This window comes from Kitasatospora putterlickiae (genome assembly GCF_039527695.1).
Taxonomy (GTDB): domain Bacteria; phylum Actinomycetota; class Actinomycetes; order Streptomycetales; family Streptomycetaceae; genus Kitasatospora; species Kitasatospora putterlickiae.
Genome location: NZ_BAAAKJ010000466.1, coordinates 24080 through 25436, shown reverse-complemented (window position 1 = coordinate 25436; position 1357 = coordinate 24080). Strand labels below are relative to the sequence as shown.

Genomic DNA, 1357 nt, shown 5'->3' with positions numbered 1-1357 from the left:
GGGGACCGTTCGCGGCCGGAGCGTTCGCGGGCGCGCCCGGAGCGGGCGCCGTGCTGGGCGCCCGGCGGGTCCGCGGCACCAGGTGCTCGCCCGTCTGCCGTTGCGGGCATCGGCTGATCCTCCCTTTCCCCGCATGCGTAACGGCCGGCGTCCGTCCGCAGTGCCCGCTTGGCACCCTGCGTCGGGGAACTTCTCGCGACCATAACGTGATCTCCGGGGATTTCTCTGACCGACCGGCACCGTTGTGGCTATCGCCACGCCGGTGGCGGCGTGTTGGATGGGTGGTGGGGGCGGGAGCGGGGCCCGCGCCGGCGGGTGCGGGGCGGGAGTGGAGAGGGGTCTCGGGATGGTGACGCGCATCACCCTGGTCGAGGGTGACATCACGGAGCAGCGGGTGGACGTCGTCGTGAACGCGGCGAATTCCTCCCTGCTGGGCGGCGGCGGTGTGGACGGTGCGATCCACCGGCGGGGCGGGCGGAGGATCCTGGAGGAGTGCCAGGCGCTGCGGGCTTCGCGGTACGGGCGGGGGCTGCCCACCGGGCGGGCCGTGGCGACCACGGCCGGTGACCTGCCGGCCCGCTGGGTGGTGCACACCGTGGGGCCGGTCTACCTGGCGGGCGACTACGAGGAGCGGGCGGAGCTGTTGGCCTCCTGTTACCGCGAGTCGCTCCGGGTGGCGGCGGAGCTGGGCGCGCGCACGGTGGCCTTCCCGGCCGTGTCGGCCGGGATCTTCGGCTGGCCGCCGGCGGACGCGGCCAGGATCGCGCTCGGCACCGTCGCGGCGGTGACGGCGGAACCGGGCGGCGGACCGGAGGAGGTGCGGTTCGTGCTGTTCGGGTCGGAGATGTTCGGGGTGTTCGCGGGCGTCGGACGGGAGCTGGGGCTGACGGGGCCGGAGTGAGCCCCCGGTCGGGTCCCATGGTGGCGTGACGAGGCGTCAACACGCCAGAGATATTCGATAACTCGTTCGAGTGAAAGGGCGGACGGGGTCACCGTGCCCGGCCGGACGGCGGGCGCGGCCCGGCCGGCTACGGCGCCAGGGCCGTCCAGGGCAGCGTGACCTCGCCCTGCCGCCACCGCCCGCGCGCGTCCACCAGCGGCCACGCCCCGGCCAGCGAGGTGCAGGCCGCCACCCAGCGCTGCCGGGCGCCGAACGCCCCGTACGGCGCGGCGGCCGCCCAGGCGCGGTCGAAGTCGCGCAGGAACGCGTGCACCGGCCGCCCCGGCACGTTGTGGTGGATCAGCGCCTTCGGCAGCCGTTCGGCCAGGTCGGACGGCTGGCCGAGGCCGCCCAGCCGGGCCGCGAAGGTCACCGTCCGCGGCCCCTCCGGGCCGAGCGCCACCCAGACGTGCCGGC

1 protein-coding gene and 1 pseudogene are annotated in these 1357 nt (G+C 75.8%); one reads left to right on the top strand and one right to left on the bottom strand.

Annotated elements, in window-relative coordinates; translation table 11 throughout:
* Positions 1-349: 349 nt before the first annotated feature.
* Entirely contained in the window at positions 350-901 is a 552-nt protein-coding gene (locus ABD308_RS37120; protein ID WP_344344991.1) for an O-acetyl-ADP-ribose deacetylase, read from the top strand.
* A 127-nt stretch (positions 902-1028) separates the two neighbouring features.
* On the opposite strand, the pseudogene ABD308_RS37115 reads toward ABD308_RS37120, so the two are convergent.
* Positions 1029-1357 (bottom strand): annotated as a pseudogene (locus ABD308_RS37115) (class I SAM-dependent methyltransferase); the annotation flags it as partial.